20 protein-coding genes are annotated in these 17,054 nt (G+C 71.9%); 12 read left to right on the top strand and 8 right to left on the bottom strand.

The features are described from left to right. Window positions 1-5: 5 nt before the first annotated feature. On the bottom strand, window positions 6-545 hold the full coding sequence (locus ACWEN0_RS00790) for a GNAT family N-acetyltransferase (protein ID WP_451967689.1): 540 nt from the start codon (window positions 543-545) through the stop codon (window positions 6-8). Between ACWEN0_RS00790 and ACWEN0_RS00785 the strand changes: the two genes are divergently transcribed. After that, window positions 544-1,305 carry an alpha/beta fold hydrolase gene (locus ACWEN0_RS00785; protein ID WP_451967687.1) on the top strand — a complete coding sequence of 254 codons (762 nt, stop codon included), beginning with the start codon at window positions 544-546 and terminating at the stop codon, window positions 1,303-1,305. The two genes, ACWEN0_RS00790 and ACWEN0_RS00785, sit on opposite strands and share 2 nt — an antisense overlap. On the opposite strand, the gene ACWEN0_RS00780 is transcribed toward ACWEN0_RS00785, so the two are convergent. Continuing rightward, window positions 1,293-2,105: a phosphotransferase gene (locus tag ACWEN0_RS00780; RefSeq protein WP_451967685.1), complete on the bottom strand. Its 813-nt coding sequence runs from the start codon at window positions 2,103-2,105 to the stop codon at window positions 1,293-1,295. The genes ACWEN0_RS00785 and ACWEN0_RS00780 overlap by 13 nt on opposite strands. 135 nt (window positions 2,106-2,240) lie before the next feature. On the opposite strand from ACWEN0_RS00780, the gene ctaD reads away from it, so the two are divergent. The 4 genes from ctaD (at window position 2,241) to ACWEN0_RS00760 (ending at window position 6,570) form a co-directional block, all read left to right on the top strand. Next, on the top strand, window positions 2,241-4,031 hold the full coding sequence (ctaD, locus tag ACWEN0_RS00775; protein WP_451967683.1) for an aa3-type cytochrome oxidase subunit I: 1,791 nt from the start codon (window positions 2,241-2,243) through the stop codon (window positions 4,029-4,031). Window positions 4,032-4,146: 115 nt separating this feature from the next. Further along, window positions 4,147-5,376 (top strand): phosphoserine phosphatase SerB, encoded by a 1,230-nt coding sequence (serB, locus tag ACWEN0_RS00770; RefSeq protein WP_451967681.1) that lies wholly within the window; start codon window positions 4,147-4,149, stop codon window positions 5,374-5,376. Next, window positions 5,373-6,152 (top strand): peptidyl-tRNA hydrolase, encoded by a 780-nt coding sequence (locus ACWEN0_RS00765; RefSeq protein ID WP_451967679.1) that lies wholly within the window; start codon window positions 5,373-5,375, stop codon window positions 6,150-6,152. The genes serB and ACWEN0_RS00765 overlap by 4 nt, the downstream gene beginning before the upstream one ends. A gap of 16 nt (window positions 6,153-6,168) precedes the next feature. After that, complete coding sequence (locus tag ACWEN0_RS00760; protein WP_451967677.1) at window positions 6,169-6,570, top strand: OsmC family protein; 402 nt, start codon at window positions 6,169-6,171, stop codon at window positions 6,568-6,570. Between the two features lie 242 nt (window positions 6,571-6,812). Here the strand turns inward: ACWEN0_RS00760 and ACWEN0_RS00755 are convergent, their stop codons facing one another. The 3 genes from ACWEN0_RS00755 to ACWEN0_RS00745 all read right to left on the bottom strand — a co-directional run bounded on the left by ACWEN0_RS00755 (window position 6,813) and on the right by ACWEN0_RS00745 (window position 9,976). After that, window positions 6,813-7,154: a hypothetical protein gene (locus ACWEN0_RS00755; protein ID WP_451967675.1), complete on the bottom strand. Its 342-nt coding sequence runs from the start codon at window positions 7,152-7,154 to the stop codon at window positions 6,813-6,815. A 58-nt stretch (window positions 7,155-7,212) separates the two neighbouring features. Beyond that, window positions 7,213-9,261 carry an ATP-dependent DNA helicase gene (locus tag ACWEN0_RS00750; protein ID WP_451967673.1) on the bottom strand — a complete coding sequence of 683 codons (2,049 nt, stop codon included), beginning with the start codon at window positions 9,259-9,261 and terminating at the stop codon, window positions 7,213-7,215. A 127-nt stretch (window positions 9,262-9,388) separates the two neighbouring features. Further along, window positions 9,389-9,976 carry a biotin transporter BioY gene (locus tag ACWEN0_RS00745; RefSeq protein WP_451967671.1) on the bottom strand — a complete coding sequence of 196 codons (588 nt, stop codon included), beginning with the start codon at window positions 9,974-9,976 and terminating at the stop codon, window positions 9,389-9,391. Between the two features lie 208 nt (window positions 9,977-10,184). On the opposite strand from ACWEN0_RS00745, the gene ACWEN0_RS00740 reads away from it, so the two are divergent. Further along, window positions 10,185-10,802, top strand: a complete 618-nt coding sequence (locus ACWEN0_RS00740) for a choice-of-anchor P family protein (protein ID WP_451969789.1) — start codon at window positions 10,185-10,187, stop codon at window positions 10,800-10,802. 2 nt (window positions 10,803-10,804) lie between these two features. Here the strand turns inward: ACWEN0_RS00740 and ACWEN0_RS00735 are convergent, their stop codons facing one another. Genes ACWEN0_RS00735 through ACWEN0_RS00725 form a run of 3 tightly spaced genes read right to left on the bottom strand, consistent with a single transcriptional unit; the run spans window position 10,805 to window position 13,330 of the window. Continuing rightward, entirely contained in the window at window positions 10,805-11,449 is a 645-nt protein-coding gene (locus ACWEN0_RS00735; protein ID WP_451967669.1) for a bifunctional 4-hydroxy-2-oxoglutarate aldolase/2-dehydro-3-deoxy-phosphogluconate aldolase, read from the bottom strand. Further along, window positions 11,446-12,015 (bottom strand): isochorismatase family protein, encoded by a 570-nt coding sequence (locus tag ACWEN0_RS00730; RefSeq protein WP_451967668.1) that lies wholly within the window; start codon window positions 12,013-12,015, stop codon window positions 11,446-11,448. Before ACWEN0_RS00730 ends, ACWEN0_RS00735 begins: the two co-directional genes overlap by 4 nt. Before the next feature lie 13 nt (window positions 12,016-12,028). Further along, on the bottom strand, window positions 12,029-13,330 hold the full coding sequence (locus tag ACWEN0_RS00725; protein WP_451967666.1) for a nicotinate phosphoribosyltransferase: 1,302 nt from the start codon (window positions 13,328-13,330) through the stop codon (window positions 12,029-12,031). A 74-nt stretch (window positions 13,331-13,404) separates the two neighbouring features. On the opposite strand from ACWEN0_RS00725, the gene clpS reads away from it, so the two are divergent. The 6 genes from clpS to ACWEN0_RS00695 all read left to right on the top strand — a co-directional run bounded on the left by clpS (window position 13,405) and on the right by ACWEN0_RS00695 (window position 17,027). Beyond that, a complete protein-coding gene (gene clpS, locus ACWEN0_RS00720; protein ID WP_451967664.1) occupies window positions 13,405-13,704 on the top strand; it encodes an ATP-dependent Clp protease adapter ClpS in 300 nt (99 codons plus the stop codon). Continuing rightward, complete coding sequence (locus tag ACWEN0_RS00715; protein ID WP_451967662.1) at window positions 13,701-14,258, top strand: DUF2017 domain-containing protein; 558 nt, start codon at window positions 13,701-13,703, stop codon at window positions 14,256-14,258. The genes clpS and ACWEN0_RS00715 overlap by 4 nt, the downstream gene beginning before the upstream one ends. Further along, window positions 14,255-15,262, top strand: coding sequence for a P1 family peptidase (locus tag ACWEN0_RS00710; RefSeq protein WP_451967660.1), 1,008 nt, complete (start codon window positions 14,255-14,257; stop codon window positions 15,260-15,262). The genes ACWEN0_RS00715 and ACWEN0_RS00710 overlap by 4 nt, the downstream gene beginning before the upstream one ends. A 64-nt stretch (window positions 15,263-15,326) precedes the next feature. Continuing rightward, window positions 15,327-15,734: a Mov34/MPN/PAD-1 family protein gene (locus ACWEN0_RS00705; RefSeq protein ID WP_400894106.1), complete on the top strand. Its 408-nt coding sequence runs from the start codon at window positions 15,327-15,329 to the stop codon at window positions 15,732-15,734. Between the two features lie 66 nt (window positions 15,735-15,800). Continuing rightward, window positions 15,801-16,073 carry a MoaD/ThiS family protein gene (locus ACWEN0_RS00700; protein ID WP_176175260.1) on the top strand — a complete coding sequence of 91 codons (273 nt, stop codon included), beginning with the start codon at window positions 15,801-15,803 and terminating at the stop codon, window positions 16,071-16,073. A 3-nt stretch (window positions 16,074-16,076) separates the two neighbouring features. Next, window positions 16,077-17,027 (top strand): PLP-dependent cysteine synthase family protein, encoded by a 951-nt coding sequence (locus ACWEN0_RS00695; protein ID WP_451967658.1) that lies wholly within the window; start codon window positions 16,077-16,079, stop codon window positions 17,025-17,027. The last annotated feature ends 27 nt before the right edge of the window (window positions 17,028-17,054 follow it).

Here is a 17,054-nt window from a genome sequence, read left to right as displayed (position 1 = left end):
CCGGCTCAGCGCCGGTAGTGCCGCGAGAACGCGCCGTCGTACTCCTCCTCCGTGTACTCGGTGAAGCCGAGCCGCTCGGCCACCCGCAGCGACGGCTTGTTCGCGACGCTGATGCTCGCCAGCACCGGCAGCGCCGGCAGGTCCCGGGCGCACCACGCCAGGATCGCCAGCCCCGCTTCGACCGCGTACCCCTTGCCCCACGCCGACGGCCGGAACCGGTAGCCGAGGTTGAGCACCTTCTCGCCGTGGAACTCCCGCACCCGCACGCCGCACATGCCGATCACCTCGCTGCCGCCGCGTTCGAGCACCGCGGGGTAGCCGAAGCCGTGCTCGGCCCAGTGCGCCAGCCACTCCGAGAACATCTCCGACGCGCGCCGGACGTCGGGCGGGTCGGGGTGGAAGCGGTTGGTGCGCGGGTCGGTGTGGATGTCGACCATCGCCTGCCGGTCCGCCTCGCGGGGCGGACGCAGCAGGAGCCGGTCGGTTTCGATGTCGGTGAACACGTCGGCGAAGCTAGCGCGGGGGTCCGACAAAATGGCCCGCATGACCGAACTGCCGCTGGTCCTCCTCCACGCCTTTCCCCTGGACGCCCGCATGTGGAACGCGGTGCGCGAACCCCTGTCTTCACACCTTCGGGTGATCACGCCGGACCAGCGCGGGCTCGGCCGCTCGCCGCTGCCGGAGTCCGACCGCGAGCCGAGCCTCGAGGACGCCGCGCGCGACGTCGTCGCCCTGCTCGACCGCCTGGACCTGGACCGCGTCGTGCTCGGCGGCTGCTCGATGGGCGGCTACCTCGCGATGGCCGTCCTGCGGCTGGCGCCGGAGCGGGTCGGCGGGCTCGTGCTCGTCGACACCAAGGCCACGCCCGACACCCCCGAGGCCGCGCAGAGCCGGCTGGACGTCGCGAAGCGCGTCGACGAAGAGGGCATCACCGGCTGGCTCGCCGAGGCGAACCTGCCGAACCTGCTGGCCGAAGGGACCCGTTCGGACCGTCCTGACGTCGTCGAGACGGTCCGGGAAATCATCGAGTCGCAGCCGCCCGCCGGGATTTCGTGGACGGCGCTGGCGCTGCGGACCCGGCCGGACTCCCTCGACCTCCTGCGCGACGCGAAGGTCCCGGCCCTGGTCATCGTCGGCGAAGAAGACCCGATCACCCCGGTGGCGGCGGCGAGCGAGATGGTCGAGGCACTGGACGGCGCGACGCTCGTGGTGCTCCCCGGCGTCGGCCACCTGACCCCGCTGGAGGACCCGGCGGGCGTCGTCGAAGCGATTCTCTCCTGGTACCCCGCGACTCACGAGAAGTAGGCGGCGAGCGCCGACCGGGCGCCGGGGAGCCGGTGCGGGAACCGGATGGCGATGACGTGCTGCCACACGACCGAGTACAGCTCCCGTAGCCGCGTACATACGCGAAGGGACTCTTCGTCCACTTCGCCCGGGTACGCGGCGAGGTGCTCGGGGCCCCCTTGCCGGGCGAGGATCGCGAGGTCCCAGGCCAGCGGGCCGCACCAGGTGTCCTCGAAGTCCAGCCAGCACGGCCCGGCGAGGGTGGCGATCAGGTTGCCGGGGTGCGCGTCGCCGTGCAGCGGCTGCACGGCGACGCCGGGCAGCAGCGCGCCGAGCCGGGCCGCCTCGGCGCGCAGGCGGGGGTCGAGGGGGTGGCGGTCGAAGATGCGCTCGAGGTCGTCGAGCGGGCCGCGGCGGGGCAGTTCGCCCGGGTACTCCCGCAACGCCGCGTGCACTTCGGCGAGTGAGCGCGCGACGGCGTCCGGTGCGTACCGGTGGTCCGGATCGTGCGGGGTGTGGTGCCAGAGAGTGACCGGCAGACCTTCGGCGAAATGCGGTCCGGCCGGGGGATCCGTGGTGGGTGAGACGACGCGCACACCACGTTCCGTGAGAAACCCCGACACGGCCAGATCGCGTTCCTGCCAGGCCGCGCCGGGCCGGGCGAGCCGGATCGTCGCGGGCACCCGCGCGACCAGCGGACCCAGCCTCACCAGCACGTTCGAGCGCTCGTGGAGCACCTCGGGCTCGTGACCGGGCAGGCCCAGCCGGGCGGCCACGGTCCGTGCCGCACGCACCGCGGTCCGCGTGTATTCGTCGGTCACGGCCCGATCTTGCCAGCCGGTGCGCGCGACTGTCGGTAGCGAGGGCTACGATCCCCAGTGAGCCGTCGGACCGGGTGTTCCCGACCCCGGCGGCCGGACGATGACCACCACAAGGTTTCAGTGTTGGAGGCAGGAGTGACGGCCGTAGCCCCCAAGCCGATCGCGACGCGCCCGTATCCCGCGCGCGAGTCGGTCAAGGGTTCGTACCTGCTGCGGTTGTTCCGCACGACGGACCACAAGCAGATCGGGATCATGTACCTGGTCACGTCGTTCGCCTTTTTCATGGCGGGCGGCGCGATGGCCATGCTCATCCGCACCGAGCTGGCGCGGCCCGGGCAGCAGTTCCTGTCGCAGGAGCAGTACAACCAGCTGTTCACCATGCACGGCACGGTGATGCTGCTGCTGTACGCGACCCCGATCCTCTTCGGCTTCGCGAACTTCGTGCTCCCGCTGCAGATCGGCTCGCCGGACGTCGCGTTCCCGCGGTTGAACGCGTTCTCGTACTGGCTGTACCTCTTCGGCGGCCTGATCGTGCTGTCCGGCTTCCTGACCCCGGGTGGCGCCGCCGACTTCGGCTGGTTCGCCTACACCCCGCTGTCGGACGCGATCCACTCGCCGGGCGTCGGCGCGGACCTGTGGATCTCCGGCCTGGTGGTCTCCGGTCTCGGCACCATCCTCGGCGCGGTCAACATGGTCACCACGGTGGTCTGCCTGCGCGCGCCGGGCATGACGATGTACCGGATGCCGATCTTCACCTGGAACATCCTGGTGACGTCGATCCTGATCCTGCTCGCCTTCCCGATCCTGACCGCGGCCCTGATGGGCCTGCTGGCGGACCGGCACCTCGGGGCGCACGTGTTCGACCCCGAAAACGGCGGGGTGATCCTCTGGCAGCACCTGTTCTGGTTCTTCGGTCACCCAGAGGTGTACATCGTCGCGCTACCGTTCTTCGGCATCGTCTCGGAGATCTTCCCGGTCTTCAGCCGCAAGCCGCTGTTCGGCTACAAGAGCCTGGTCTGGGCGACGCTGGCGATCGCGGCCCTGTCGGTCGCGGTGTGGGCGCACCACATGTACGCCACCGGCGCCGTGCTGCTGCCGTTCTTCTCCTTCATGACGTTCCTGATCGCCGTCCCGACCGGCATCAAGTTCTTCAACTGGATCGGCACGATGTGGAAGGGCCAGCTGTCCTTCGAGACGCCGATGATCTTCTCGATGGGCTTCATCGTCACGTTCCTCTTCGGCGGCCTGACCGGCATCATGCTGGCCGCGCCGGCGATCGACTTCCACGTGTCGGACAGCTACTTCGTCGTCGCGCACTTCCACTACGTGCTCTACGGCACGATCGTGTTCGCCACCTTCGCCGGCATCTACTTCTGGTTCCCGAAGATCACGGGCCGGATGATGGACGAGAAGCTCGGCAAGTGGCACTTCTGGACCACGTTCATCGGCTTCCACGGCACGTTCCTCGTCCAGCACTGGCTGGGTGCCGAGGGCATGCCGCGCCGGTACGCGGACTACCTGTCCAGTGACGGCTTCACGACGCTGAACACGATCTCCACGATCGGCGCGTACATCCTCGGCGCCTCGACGCTGCCGTTCATCTGGAACGTCTTCAAGAGCTACCGGTACGGCGAGATCGTCACGGTGGACGACCCGTGGGGCTACGGCAACTCGCTCGAGTGGGCGACGTCCTCGCCGCCGCCGCGGCACAACTTCACCGAGCTGCCCCGGATCCGCTCCGAGCGGCCCGCGTTCGAGCTGCACTACCCGCACATGATCGAGCGCATCCACAACGAAGGCGAGATCGGCTTCTTCGGGAAGCAGAAGGTCAACAGCCACGCGACCCCGTCGCAGCTGCTCACCGAAGCGGTGATCCCGGGAGACCACTCCAAGGACAACGCGAGCGAGCAGGGCGACGACAAGTAGCACCTGATCGAGTGAGCGCGTGCCCGGCTTTTGTGAAGCCGGGCACGCGCTCTATTTATGTCCGAGGCCGGACCGGCAGACTGATCGTGCAGCGTTGCCGAACGAGGGATGACCAGTGACCCAGACCCCCGTCCTGATCACGACGACCGGCCCCGACAAGCCGGGTGTCTCGTCCGTGCTGTTCGCCGTGCTGACCCGCCACGACGTCGACGTGCTCGACGTCGAGCAGGTCGTCATCCGCGGGCAGCTCGTGCTGGGCGTGCTCGCCGGGGTGTACCGCGACCCGGAGGGCCTGCAGGAGTACGTCGAGCAGGCGATGGCGTCCGTCGGCATGGAGGTCGAGGTCAAGATCGGCTCGGCCATCGGCGAGGACCCGTTCGCGCTGGGCCGCCGCGACTCGACGCACGTGCTGGTGGTGCTCGGCCGCCCGGTCACCGCGCGGGGCTTCTCGGAGGTCGCGCGCCGGCTGGCGTCGCTCGGCGCCAACATCGACGCGATCCGCAGCGTCGCCGACTACCCCGTGACCGGGCTGGAGCTGTACGTCTCGGTCGACCGGGACACCCCCGAGGCCGACGCCGCGCTGCGGTCGGAACTGGCCGACGCGGCCGTCGAGGTCGGCGTCGACATCGCCGTCGAACGGGCCGGGATCACGCGCCGCGCGAAGCGGCTGGTCGTCTTCGACGTCGACTCGACGCTCATCCAGGGCGAGGTCATCGAGATGCTGGGCGCGCACGCCGGCGTCGAGCCGGAGATCCGCGAGATCACCGAGGCGGCCATGCGCGGCGAGCTGAACTTCAGCGAGTCGCTGGAGCGGCGCGTCGCGCTGCTGGAGGGCCTGCCCGCGACGGCCATCGACGAGGTCGCCGCGACGATCGAGCTGACCCCGGGCGCCCGCACGACGATCCGCACGCTCAAGCGGATGGGCTTCAAGACCGGCGTGGTGTCCGGCGGGTTCACACAGGTCATCGGCGGCCTGGTGGAGGAGCTCGGCCTCGACTTCGCGGCGGCGAACGAGCTGGAGATCGTCGACGGCAAGCTCACCGGCCGGGTCGTCGGCGAGGTCGTCGACCGTGCGGGCAAGGCGAAGGTGCTTCGCCGCTTCGCCGGCGAGTACGACATCCCGCTGGAGCAGTGCGTCGCGGTCGGCGACGGCGCCAACGACATCGACATGCTCTCGGCGGCGGGCATGGGCGTCGCGTTCAACGCCAAGCCCGCGCTGCGCGAGGTGGCCGACACCGCGCTTTCGCACCCGTACCTCGACGCCGTGCTGTTCGTGCTCGGCCTGACCCGCGGCGAGGTCGAGGCCGCCGACGCCGCCGACGGGCTCGAGCTGATGCGTCCGTGAGCAGCGTTCTCGACCCCCTGGGCGCCCGCTACGCCTACTGGCTGGGGCTCCCGGCCGAAGACACGTCGGACACCTCCGACGAGCTTCCCGGGGAAGTCCGGGCGATGCCGGTGATCCTGCGCATCGAACGGGCCGACCCACCCGGCCGCACGCCCCTGCTGGAGGCCGCGGCGGCTGCCGCGCTGGCCGTCTGCCTCGACGAGCGCGCCGAGCCCGGCGGCGAGTGGGCCGAGCCGATGCACGCGTGGCTCGACAACCGGATCCGCAAGGTCGCGCGGCGGGCGCGGGGCGCGCACTGGGCGGCCGTCCAGGACCTGCCGGGCATCACCGTGGAGATCGACGGCGCCGAGGCGCGCGCCCTCGTGCCGGGCTTGGTCGCCGAGGCGCCCAAGGAGGTCTCGCGGCTACAGATCTCGGGCAGCGAGCTGCCGCCGGACGAGCCGGGGCCGCCGCCGGAAGGCGTTCCGCTGCTCCTGCTGAACCCGCACGTGCCGATGACCGTCGGCAAGGCGGCCGCGCAGGTCGGGCACGCCACGATGATCCTCGCCGCGCTGCTGGACGACGGGCAGCGCGCGGCGTGGGCGGAGCGGGGCTACCGGACCGCCGTGCGCACGGCTAGCGAGGCGCGGTGGAAGGAACTACACCCGGGCGACGACCCGGAGGGCGCGTGGCGGCGCGACGGCGTCGTCGCCGTGCGGGACGCCGGGTTCACCGAAGTCGACCCCGGCACCCTCACGGTTCTTGCCCAGTGGGAGCCGGAACAACCGGCTTCCTGACCCGGTTGGAGCGGGCATGGGACTCGAAGTTCAGCGCGAAGGCCGGCATGCGTTCGTCGGGCGCAACGAGCGGGGCGCGGAGGTGCGGCTGGGCCGCACCGGCGCCGAAGGGGCGTTCTCGCCCGCCGAGCTGCTGCAGATCGCGGCCGCGGGCTGCAGCGCGGTGACGGCCGAAGAGCTGATCACCCGGCGGGTGGGCGAAGACGCGAAGTTCCGCGTCACCGTCACGGCGGATCGTCGTGAGGGTGCTTCGGAGCTGGACGCCGTGCACGTCGCTTTCGACGTCGACGTGTCGACTTTGGCGGCGGATCAGCGGGAAGCGCTGGCCGGTGCCGTGGATCGGGCCATCGAGCGGCTGTGCACGGTGAGCCGGACGCTCAAGAAGGGGATTCCGGTGACGGAGGAGTTCCCGGCCTAGCGTCGGGAGCAACTGGGATCAGGGTGTCCCACTCCTCGGCGAGCTTCTCCCGCTGGTCTTGGCCGAGGAACGGCACTACGGCGCCGCAGGACCGGCAGACGCGGCTCTCGCGCACGAAGAAGGTCGGACGCGGCTCGAGGAAGCCCGGCCGCTTGAAGCGGACGCGCAGGTAACCTTCCGTCGGGTCGAGTTCGCCCAGTGGGCTCAGCGCGTCTTCCGCGCCGCAGACCGGACAGCGCACCTCAGTTCGTCGTCGATTCCCAGACGACGTAGGCCTGGTCGGCGTCCGTCGTCATGGCTTCGATGAACTTCTCGTTGTCGAAGCCCGGCAGGGACTGCAGGCGCTCGATCAGCGCGTCGGCCGCCGGGTCGCCGCTCGGGACCGCCGTGCCCTTGCCGTCCGTGCCCACCAGCATGAAGAAGACGTCTTCGTTCCAGGGGCCGTCGGGGATGACTCTGACCATCACCGACGACAGTTCGGACCACGTGACGGCCTCTTCGCTGCCGTCCGCGAGCCGCCGCCGCACGCCTGTGTCGTCGACACTGACGGTCCGGGACTGTGCGCTGGACGAATCCTGGGTCAACCGGTGCTCCCTTGCTGCGTGGGTGGGTTCACCGTACCCGGCGACGCCGTGGACCGCGTCACGCGGGCGCGGCTGCGTCCAGGCGCCGCAGGGCGTCGCGTGCCACCTTCGGGTCCATCGTCGGCCAGAACGGCGGCAGGGACGCGCGCAGGAAACCGCCGTAGCGGGCGTTCGCCAGCCGTGAATCCAGCACCGCCACCACGCCGCGGTCGGTGACCGACCGGTGCAGCCGGCCGGTGCCCTGCGCCAGCAGCAGCGCCGCGTGCGTGGCCGCCACGGTGAGGAACCCGTTGCCGCCGCGGGCTTCCACCGCGCGCTGGCGGGCCGAGGACACCGGGTCGTCCGGGCGCGGGAACGGGATCCGGTCGACCACCACGAGCTGCAGCGACGGCCCGGGGACGTCGACGCCCTGCCACAGCGACAGCGTGCCGAACAGGCACGTGCGGACGTCTTCGGAGAACTTCTGGACCAGCAGCGAGGTCGCGTCCTCGCCCTGGCACAGGATCGGGAAGTCGAGCCGTTCGCGCATCTCCTCGGCGGCCTGCTTGGCCGCCCGCATCGACGAGAACAGGCCCAGCGTGCGCCCGCCCGCGGCCTCGATCAGCTCGGCCAGTTCGTCCATTGTGGACGTCGCGAGGCCGTCGCGGCCCGGCGGCGGCAGGTGCTTGGCCAGGTAGAGGATGCCGTTGCGCTTGTGGTCGAACGGCGAGCCGACGTCGAGGCCGGTCCACTTCGGGCCCGACTCGTCCGACGGCGCCTCCTTCTCCGTCGCCGCGCCCGGCGCCTGCTCGACGCGGGCCGCGGCGGGCGGGAGCCCCCACTGGCGCGCCATGGTGTCGAACGTGCCGCCCAGGGTCAGCGTCGCCGACGTCAGGATCGTCGTGTGCTGGTTGAAGACGCGTTCGCGCAGCAGCCCGGCGACGCCGAGCGGCGCCACTTTCAACGCCGGCGGCCGCGGGTTCGACGCGTACTTGTCACCGGAGAGCCAGACGACGTCGCGCTGGTGCGCCTGGTCGTCGTCGAACGCCTCCAGCAGCCGGACCGCGGTGTCGTGCACCTCGTCGAGCAGGGAGCGCGCCAGCTTGCGCGCGGTGGCGCCCTCGACGTCCTCCTTGCGGTCCGAGCCCAGGGCCGTGATGCACGCGTGCGCGGCGTCGCGGACCGCCGGGATCGCGCCCTTCAGCGGCCGCGGCAGCTCGTCCAGCCGGCCCGCGGGCAGGTCGTCGACGATCAGCGCCAGCCCGTCGCCCGCTTCCAGCAGGCCGTCGGCGACGTCGGCGTCGATCAGCTTGCCGCAGCGGCGGGCCGCGGACGCGCACATCGCGCTCGTCAGCTCGCCGGTGGCGACCGAGGTGACGCGGTCGACGAGGTCGTGCGCCTCGTCGATGATCACGACGTCGTGGTCCGGCAGGACCTGGTAGCCCTGCAGGGCGTCGATGGCCAGCAGCGCGTGGTTGGTGATGATGACGTCGGCGCGGCCGGCCTCGGCGCGGGCGCGCTCGGCGAAGCAGTCGGTGCCGATCGGGCAGCGCGACGCGCCGAGACATTCCTTCGCCGTCACCGACACCTGGCGCCACGCCTGGTCGGAGACGCCGGGGACGAGCTCGTCGCGGTCGCCGGTTTCGGTGTCCGAGGCCCACTCCCGCAGCCGCGTGACCTCCTTGCCGAGGCGCGACACCGCGAACGGGTCGAAGAGCTGGGCGTCCTCCGGCTCGTCCGGCGCGCCGGAATCCAGGCGGTGCAAGCACATGTAGTTGCGACGGCCCTTGAGGATCGCGAAGGTCGGTTCACGGCCGAGAGGCTTCTTCAGCGCCTTCGCGAGGCGCGGGAGGTCGCGGTCGACGAGCTGGCGCTGCAGGGCGATCGTCGCCGTCGAGACGACGACCGTGGCCTCTTTCTCGACGGCGTGGCGGATCGCGGGCACGAGGTAGGCCAACGACTTGCCGGTGCCCGTGCCGGCCTGGACGGCGAGGTGCTCGCCGGTGCGGATGGCGCGGCCGACGGCCTGGGCCATCTCGACCTGCCCTGGGCGTTCGGCACCCCCGACGGACTCCACCGCGTGGGTGAGGAGTTCGAGGACGCCGGGGAAATCAGTTCGGGCGGGCACAGCGACACACATTAGCCGCCACCGCCGACAGGATCGGTGATCCGGCGCGAACGGGCCACTCGCGCCGGATCACCTGCGCCCCTGGCCGGGGGCTCCGCCACCCGGAGCCCCCGGCCCGATGAGAGCATCAGTCCTGCGTACGGCCCGAGACGAGCTTCCAAGTCAGCGGCAGCAGCCCGGCGGCCACGACGATCTTGATCGCGTCGCCGACCAGGAACGGCGTGACGCCCTTGGCGAACGCGGTCGGGAGGTCGAAGCCGGTCGACGCCATCAGCCACGGCACGCCGAACGCGTAGATCACGAGGTTGCCGAGCACCATGGTGCCCGCGGTGCGCACCGGCGTCCGGTCGCCGCCGCGGCCGGCGAGCGCGCCGACCAGCGCGCCGGCGAAGACGAACCCGACGATGTAGCCGGCACTGGCGCCGGACAGGCCCGCGGTGCCGTGCTGGAACCACGGCACGCCCGCGGCGCCGACGAGCAGGTACACGAGCATCGACGCGGCACCGCGCGACATGCCGAGCGACGCGCCGACGAGCAGCGCGGCGAACGTCTGGCCGGTCATCGGCACCGGGCTGCCCGGCACCGGGATGGTCAGCTGCGCGGCGGCGCCGGTGAGCACGGCACCGCCGGCGACCAGCGCGATGTCCCGGACGAGCGAGCCGGGGACGAGGTCGGCCAGCACGGGCCGCTTGCCGGCGATGGACAGCGAAGACACGAAACCTCCCTGGGTGAGCAGACGATCGAGGTTAACGCTCGTTACCCCGTCGAAAACCCCGGAAGTTGCCTTCCTCACCGGCCACTCGACCGGGTGGACCCGATCAGGGCCGGCGCCGGGCCTGCCGATGACGAAGTGGGTAACTACGAACTGTCACGGCGACCGTGGAGGACGCGGCATGCGAAACGCCAGGAAGAGGACATTCCGGTTGCTGGCGGTGACGACGCTGGCGGCACCGCTCCTGGGGGCCGCGGCGCCGGTGACGTCCACCGGATGGGCGTCTTCCGGCTCGGTGGACGTGACCATCGACAACGAGCACGTCGTCACCGGTGAACTGGCGAAATGCACGGCCGACGGGCCCTACAGCGCGCGGACGGCGGGCGGGGCGACCGGCGAGATCGCGAAGTTCGGCGTCGGCGAGAGCGGGTGCGGGCGCTCGGACGCCGTGGCGATCGCGGAAGCCTCCGGGCACCGGTTCGAAGCCACCGTGCTCAAGCGCTTCGGCGGTCCGGTGATCACCGTGCGCACTTTTTCGGCGAAGTGCGCCACGAGCGCGACCGGCAGCGGCGGCGAGGTCTCGATCGGGACGGTCGAGGGGATCACGGTGCCCGCGCAGATCCCGCCGAACGACCGGATCGTCATCCCCGGCGGCGCCGCGGGCACGGCGCTGGCGACGGTGGTCCTCAACGAAACCGTGACGCCCCAGCCGCCGGACGGCAGCCTCGTGACGCACGCCGTGCACATCGAGCTGTTCCCGCAGGGCGGCCCGGCGAGCGGCGACATCTACCTGGGCACGGCCGCCTGCGACCCGTTCGGCAAGAAATAGGCTCAGGCGGTGGCGAAGCGGGCGGCGGCCGCGACGAACTCGCCCGCCCGCGCCGCCAGGTCCGGGAGGCTGCCGCCCGAGGAGAGCGCGTCGCCCAGCAGCGGGGTCGCCGCCGCGACCGCGATCGCGCCCGAGCGCAGGTAGCCCTCGACGTCGGCGAGGTGGACGCCGCCGGTCGGGACCAGCGGAACGTCCGGCAGCGGGGCCCGCACCGCGCGCAGGTACGCCACCCCGCCGACGGCGGCGATCGGGAACACCTTCACCGCCGCGGCGCCGAGGCGCCAGGCCTGGTCGATCTCCGTGGGCGTCAGCGCGCCGCAGACCACCGGCGTGTCCAGCTCCGCCGCGCGCTCCAGCACCGCCGGGTTCACCGTCGGTGTGATCAGGTACGCCGCGCCGGCGTCGACCGCGATGTCCACATCGGACGCTTCGCGGACGCTGCCCGCGCCGATCAGCGCGTCGTCGCCGAGGGCCAGCCGCAGCGCCGTGATCGCCGCGGGCGCGCCCGGCGTCGTCAGCGTGGCTTCGAGCAGCCGGATGCCCGCCGCGTGCAGCACCATCGCGGCGTCGGCGAAGCGGGCCGAATCCGTCGCGCGCAGGATCGCGACCAGCCGGTGTTCGGCCAGTGCGGCCTGGAGGTCCTTCACGCGACGTGCGCCGTTCCGGTGTGCGCGACGCCCGCCTCGGCGAAGTCCCGCAAGGTGCTCTCGACCGACGCCTGGGCGATCCCGGCCGTGTGGTCGAGCAGGACCCGCACGCCGAACCCGGCGCGGGCCGCGTCCAGCGCCGTCGCCCGCACGCAGTAGTCCGTGGCGATGCCGACGACGTCGACGTCGGTCACGTCGTGTTCGCGCAGCCAGGACTCCAGGGACTGCCCGCCCCGGGAAGCGCCCTCGAAGCCCGAGTAGGCCGCGCTGTACTCGCCCTTGGAGAAGACCTCGACGATCGGGACGACGTCGAGAGCCGGGTGGAACGACGCCCCCGGCGTGCCCGCCACGCAGTGCGGTGGCCAGCTCTCCTTGAAGTCCGGGGTGTCGCTGAAGTGGGCGCCCGGGTCGATGTGGTGGTCACGGGTGGCCACCACGTGCGAGTAGCCGCCGGACGTGCTCAGCGCGGAGATCGTCGCCGCCGCCGCGGCACCCCCCGCGACGGCCAGCGAGCCGCCTTCGCAGAAGTCGTTCTGCACGTCCACCACGATCAGCGCGGTTCCCATGGTCGGACTCCTCCTAGAAGAACAGCGTCGGGATGGCCGGCTCGCCGTGCGAAAGCTTGAGGCCCTCCCACGGCAGGCTGACCAGGCCGCGGCGCAGCCGCTGCCTCGCGTCGTCGAGCGTAGGCAGGTCCGCCTCCGCGCGGCCAGCACGGATCAGCGGGATCTGCAGCGGCCGGTCACCGGCGTCCGGCTCGGGCGCCTGGCCCGCCGTGGTCCAGACGACCTCTTCGACCGCCGTGCCGGTGCCGCGGTGGCGCCGCAGCGCGGACTTCCGCCCGCCGCGCGACTCCTTGTGGGCGCTGCGCTTGGCGACCGGCTTGCCGTCCACCTCGACCAGCTTGTAGACCATCCCGGCGGTCGGCGCGCCGGACCCGGTGACCACCGATGTCCCGACGCCGTACGCGTCCACGGGCTCCGCGCGCAGCGCCGCGATGGCGTGCTCGTCCAGGTCGCCGGACACGACGATCCGGGTGTCCTTGGCACCGAGGGAGTCCAGCTGCTCGCGGGCGCGGCGGGCGAGCGGGCCGACGTCGCCGGAGTCGATCCGGATCGCGCCGAGCTCGGGCCCGGCGACGCGGACGGCGGTTTCGATGCCGGCGGTGATGTCGTAGGTGTCGACCAGCAGCGTCGTGTCCGGGCCCATCTTCTCGACCTGGGCGCGGAAGGCCGCCTCCTCGCTGTCGTGCAGCAGCATGAAGGCGTGCGCGACGGTGCCGCGGGTCGGGATGCCGTAGCGGCGGCCGGCCTCGAGGTTGGACGTCGTCGCGAAGCCGGCCAGGTAGGCGGCGCGCGCGGCCGCGACGGCGGCGTACTCGTGCGTGCGGCGCCCGCCCATCTCGATGATCGGCCGGCCGTGCGCGGCGCCCGACATCCGGGCCGCGGCGGACGCGATCGCGCTGTCGTGGTTGAGGATCGACAGCACCAGCGTCTCCAGCAGCACGCACTCGGCGAACGAGCCGGAGACGGTGAGGATCGGCGAGCCCGGGAAGTACAGCTCGCCCTCGGCGTAGCCGTCGACGTCGCCCGAGAACTCGTAGTCGGCCAGCCAGGACAGCGTCGCGTCGTCGACGACCGCGGTGGCCTCCAGCTGCGCCAGTTCGGCGTCGGTGAAGCGGAAGTCCGCGATCGCGTCGAGCACCCGGGCGGTGCCCGCGACGACGCCGTAGCGCCGCCCGTCCGGCAGGCGCCGGGCGAACACCTCGAACACGCAGGGCCGCGCGTGCGTCCCGTCGGCGAGCGCGCTGCCCAGCATGGTCAGCTCGTAGTGGTCGGTGAGCAGCGCAGTGCTGGCCGTGGCCGGCTCCGGTGAACCCATGGGGTCAGCCTATTCACCCACATGGCCGGACCTGGCGCGGCGTACCCCGTCACGGCCGTGACACCATGGGGTGCATGTCCTTGCCTGTCGCAGCCGAGCAGACACAGGTCGAGCCGGCCGGTGCCGAGGTCGCCGAGTCGGACACACCCTGGCGGACCGTGGTCTGGAACGACCCGGTCAACCTCATGTCGTACGTGACGTACGTCTTCCAGAAGCTCTTCGGGTACGGCCGCGACCAGGCCACCAAGCTCATGCTGGACGTGCACCACAAGGGCAAGGCGATCGTCTCGTCCGGCACCAAGGAGAAGGTGGAGACGGACGTGGCGAAACTCCACGCGGCGGGCCTCTGGGCCACCATGGAGCAGACCTCGTGAACGGTTGGCGGCGCAAGGGCGCGGTGATCCACGCCGGCTTCGAGCAGCAGGAAGCCGCGGTGCTGCGCGGACTGGTCAGCCAGCTCGAGGACATGCTCACCGCGCGCGCCGAAGAGGCGCCGCAGGACGAGCTCGCCGAGCTGACCGGCATCCGGACCGGGCCCACCGAGTCCCCGGACGACCCGGTGCTTTCCCGGCTGCTGCCGGACTTCCACAAGCTCGACCCGGACAACCCGACGCGCGACGACCTGGACTCGGCCGCGGCGATGCGCTCGCTGCACGAGCCGGAGCTGCTGGACATCAAGGTCGGCGTGGCCAAGATCGTGCTCGACACGCTGCCGCGCGACGGCGGGCACGTCCGCCTGACCGAAGAGCAGGCCGACGCTTGGCTCGGCGCGCTCAACGACGTCCGGCTGGCGCTCGGCACCGCGCTCGACGTCACCGAGGACATGCCCGACGAGCTGCCCGAGGACGACCCGCGGGCGCCGCACCTGGGCGTCTACCACTGGCTGACCTGGGTGCAGGAGACGCTGATCCAGGCGCTGACGGGATGATCACCGACGTCCCCGGCGTCCTGGTCGGGCACCACGAGCGGGTGGGCGACGGCTGGGCGACCGGGACGACGGTGGTCCTGGTGCCCGAGGGGGCGGTCGGCGCGGTCGACCAGCGCGGCGGCGCGCCCGGCACGCGCGAGACGAACCTGCTGGAGCCGGAGAACCTGGTGCAGCGGGTCAACGCCGTCTGCCTGTCGGGCGGCTCGGCGTACGGGCTCGCCGCGGCCGACGGCGTGATGAAGTGGCTGTCCGAGCGCAACCTGGGCTTTCCGGTCGGCACGCAGCCGCACGAGGTCGTGCCGATCGTGCCGGCGGCGGTGCTGTTCGACCTGCCGCGGAGTGACTGGGGCAACCGGCCCGACGCGTCTTTCGGCTATGCGGCCTGCGAAGCGGCTTCGGAGTCTTTCGCGCAGGGCACGGCCGGGGCGGGCGCGGGGGCGGCCGTCGGCTCGCTCAAGGGCGGGATCGGGTCCGCGAGCGAGGTCGTCGGCGAGTACACGGTCGGCGCGATCGCGGCGGTCAACGCGGCGGGCGAGGCCGTGGACCTGACGACCGGGCGCGCGTACGCGGCCGACCACGGCGACTTCGGCGTGACCTGGCCTTCGCGGCCCGCGGACCTGCCGTCCCGCGCCACGGACCTCAACACGACGATCGGCGTGGTCGCGGTCGACGCGGCCCTGTCGAAGGCCGAGGCGCGCCGCATCGCGGTCGCGGCGCAGGACGGGCTGGCGCGGGCCGTGCGCCCGGCGCACACGATGTTCGACGGCGACACGGTCTTCGCGCTGGCCACCGGTGCGCGCGAGCTGCCGGAGGCGAGCGGCCCGTTCGGCCCGGCGGCGCGCGCGGCCGGACTGGACGCCCTGTGCTCGGCGGCGGCGCGGGTGTTCGCGCGGGCGATGGTGCACGGCCTGCTGGCCGCGACCGCCGCGGGCGGGGTGCCGGCCTACCGCGACGTCTGGCCGGAGGCTTTCGGCCAGCGGGCGGGCGGCATCGGCATGTCGTGATTGCCCTGGTGAGCGCAATATCTCATCATCTGGACAGCTTGTGTCCACCACCTAAGATGTCGGTGTGCTCCGGATCCGCCGTGAACTCGTCGACGAGATCGTCGCCCACGCCCGCCGTGACCACCCCGACGAGGCGTGCGGGGTGATCGCCGGGCCCGAAGGCAGCGACTCGCCCGAGCGGTTCATCCCCATGCTGAACGCCGCCCGGTCGCCGACGTTCTACGAGTTCGACTCCGGTGACCTGCTGAAGCTCTACCGCGAGATGGACGCGAACGACGAGGTGCCCGTGGTGATCTACCACTCGCACACGGCGACCGAGGCCTACCCGTCGCGGACCGACGCGAACATCGCGGCCGAGCCGGACGCGCACTACGTGCTCGTCTCCACCCGCGACCCCGAAGTGCACGAGTTCCGGTCGTACCGGATCGTGGACGCCGAGATCACCGAGGAGCCGGTCGAGATCGTCGACTGAGTCCCGTCGGAACAAACCGCGCGCCGAAGGCGTCTGCGTCTAGGAAACCACCGGAGGTAAGAACCCATGGCCGTGACCGTCTCCATCCCGACGATCCTGCGCACCCACACCGGCGGCGAGAAGTCCGTCGAGGCGAAGGGCGCGACCGTCCTCGAGGTCATCGACGACGTCGAGTCCCGGCACGCCGGCCTCAAGGCGCGCCTGGTGAAGGAGGAGAAGCTGCACCGCTTCATCAACGTCTACGTCAACGACGAGGACGTGCGCTTCGCCGGCGGACTCGAGGCCGAGGTCAAGGACGGCGACACCCTGACCATCCTGCCCGCCGTGGCCGGTGGCTGATCGATGGCTCGCTTCGAGTCCCTGCTCGACGCGCTCGGCGGCACCCCGCTGGTCGGGCTGCCCCGGCTCTCGCCCACGCACGACGTGCGCCTCTGGGCGAAGCTGGAGGACCGCAACCCGACCGGCTCGATCAAGGACCGCCCCGCGCTGGCCATGATCGAAGCCGCCGAGCGCGACGGCAAGCTGCGGCGCGGCTCCACGATCCTGGAGCCGACGTCCGGCAACACCGGCATCTCGCTGGCCATGGCCGCCAAGCTCAAGGGCTACGGGCTGGTCTGCGTCATGCCGGAGAACACCTCGACCGAGCGCAAGCAGCTGCTGCAGGCGTACGGCGCGCGGATCGTCTTCTCCCCGGCCGCGGGCGGCTCGAACGAGGCCGTCCGGCGGGCGAAGGAGCTGGCCGAGGCGAACCCCGAGTGGGTCATGCTCTACCAGTACGGCAACCCGGCCAACGCCGACGCGCACTACCGCGGCACCGGGCCCGAGCTGCTCAAGGACCTGCCGACGCTGACGCACTTCGTCGGCGGCCTCGGCACCACCGGCACGCTGGTCGGCGTCGGGCGGTACCTGCACGAGGCGAAGCCGGACGTCCAGGTCATCGCGGCCGAACCGCGCTACGGCGAGCTGGTGTACGGCCTGCGCAACCTCGACGAGGGGTTCGTCCCGGAGCTGTACGACGCGTCGGTGCTCAACGGCCGGTACTCGGTCGGCGCGTACGACGCGCTGCGGCGCACGCGTGAGCTGCTGGAGCACGAAGGCATCTTCGCGGGCATCTCGACGGGCGCGGTGCTGCACGCGGCGTTGGCCGTCGCCGAGAAGGCCGCCGCTCGAGGCGAACCGGCGGACGTGGCGTTCGTCGTCGCCGACGCCGGGTGGAAGTACCTCTCGACCGGGGCCTACGCGGGGTCGCTCGACGAGGCCGCCGAGCGGCTCGACGGGCAGCTCTGGGCCTGAGCCACCCGGCCTTCCGCAGCACCGGCC

The sequence above is a fragment of the Amycolatopsis sp. NPDC004378 genome, from assembly GCF_053602455.1.
Note: the sequence above shows the minus strand (reverse complement) of the source record. Positions and strands in the feature narration are given on the sequence as shown.